The organism is Catenulispora rubra (genome assembly GCF_015356825.1).
Lineage (GTDB): Bacteria > Actinomycetota > Actinomycetes > Streptomycetales > Catenulisporaceae > Catenulispora > Catenulispora rubra.
The window spans coordinates 1-1,872 of the sequence record NZ_JAACYW010000592.1; the positions used below are offsets into that span (position 1 = coordinate 1).

1 protein-coding gene and 1 pseudogene are annotated in these 1,872 nt (G+C 72.4%); one reads left to right on the plus strand and one right to left on the minus strand.

Annotated features, from left to right (window positions below; genetic code table 11):
- A pseudogene (locus GWK61_RS54350) lies at positions 1-502 on the minus strand (hypothetical protein); the annotation flags it as partial.
- Between GWK61_RS54350 and GWK61_RS54355 the strand changes: the two are divergent.
- The gene (locus GWK61_RS54355) at positions 501-1,595 is read left to right on the plus strand and encodes a glycosyltransferase (protein ID WP_228564556.1); all 1,095 of its coding nucleotides are present in this window, start codon (positions 501-503) and stop codon (positions 1,593-1,595) included. The pseudogene GWK61_RS54350 and the gene GWK61_RS54355 overlap by 2 nt on opposite strands.
- The last annotated feature ends 277 nt before the right edge of the window (positions 1,596-1,872 follow it).

Here is a 1,872-nt window from a genome sequence, read left to right on the forward strand (position 1 = left end):
GGGTGGGGATTTCGGTGGGGTCGGCCGGATCGACCGCATCGACCGACGCCTCAACCGCAACACCATCGCCGAAAGCACGCACATCAACAGGCTTGCCCGCCGAGCCGTGACCAGCAAGCCCAGCGCCCGAGCGCACCGAACCATCCGCCGACGCTCCAGCCTCGGCCGGAGCGCCATCGCCGACACCGGGTGCCTCGACAGGCTTGCCCGCCGAACCGCCGACCGCGAGAGCAGCACCATCGCTCGCCGAACTACGAGCAGCAAGCTCATCGGCGGAGCGCGCCGAAGCATCTGTCGGCACGCCAGTCTCGGTCGCAGCACCATTGGCCGCAGCAAGCACCTCGGCGGGCTTGCTCGCCGAGCCGCGACCAGCCAGCGCGCCGCGCGAGTCTGCCGAAGCGTCTGTCAGCGCCTCGCCCTCGCCCTCGGCCGCGGCGAGTGCGCGGCCGGCTGTCTTGCCGGTCCGGCGGTCGTAGGCGGAACCGCTACTCTGGCTGACCATGCGCGTCCTGATCTTCGGCACTTACGATGTGGCGGCGCACCCCCGGGTGGGGGTCATCGCTGAGGGGTTGCGGGGTGCGGGTCATGAGGTCCGCGAGTGTGACGCGCCTCTTGGTTTCGATACTGCGGCGCGGGTCAGGATGCTGGCGCAGCCTTGGCGGGTGCCCGCTTTGGGGGTGCGGCTGGCGCGGTGTTGGGCGCGCCTGACGCTGCGGGCGTTGCGGGGGCCTCGGCCCGATGTGGTGGTGGTCGGGTACCTGGGGCACTTCGACGTGCATCTGGCGCGGCTGCTTTTCGGGCGTCGGCGGGTGGTGCTCGATCATCTCATCGGGGCCGCCGACACCGCCCGGGACCGGCAGGTGGGCCACGGGGTGCGGCAGCCGCTGCTGCGGGCGATCGACGCGGCCGCGTTGGGCGCCGCGCGCGTCGTGGTGGTCGACACCGAGGAACACCGGGAGACCCTGCCCGCCAAGTACCGGGAGCATGCGGTGGTGGTGCCCGTCGGTGCTCCGGACGAGTGGTTCGTGGCGGAGCCGGCGGCGGCGGAGGGTCCGCTGCGGGTGGTGTTCTACGGCCTGTTCACGCCGCTTCAGGGGGCCGCGACGATCGGCAGTGCGATCGCCCGCCTCGCCGACCAGCCGATCGTGTTCACGATGGTCGGCGGCGGCCAGGACAAGGCCGAGACGGTGCGCAACGCCGGCGACGCCGCGAACGTCACCTGGCACGACTGGGTCCCCGCCGCGGACCTGCCCCGGCTGGTCGCCGCGCACGATGTCTGCCTCGGCATCTTCGGCACCGGCCCCAAGGCCCTGCGCGTGGTGCCGAACAAGGTCTACCAGGGCGCCGCGGCCGGCTGCGCGATCGTCACGTCGGACACCCCGCCCCAGCGCCGCGCGCTGGTCGGAGCGGCCCGGCACGTCCCGCCCGGCGACGCCCCAGCCCTGGCCGACGCCCTCGCCGACCTGGCCGCGCACCCCGACGAGCTGCACCGGCTGAAGAAGGCGTCGAGCACGGCCGCCCACGACCACTTCACGCCCGCGAAGGTGGTCGAGCCGCTGCTGGAGAAGCTGGACGAGCTGGGTTTCGGACACTGAGACGGCGAAGCAAAAAACCGAGCACCAGAACGCAACAACCCGGCCACGCCCGGCCTCGGGTGCCGGGCCGCCGAAGCGAAAACCAGAACACCAGAGCACACCTGCGAAACCAGAACCGCCGAGCCGCGAGCCCGAATCGCGAACCGACGCTTCACACACCCGGGTCCTCCCGTACGTCAGGCCCCCGCGCGTCGCCGCTCCCGAGATCCGGTGCCACGATGTCCGCCGCCACGATCTCAGCCGCGACCACCGACACCGACCCCACCGACCCCCCACC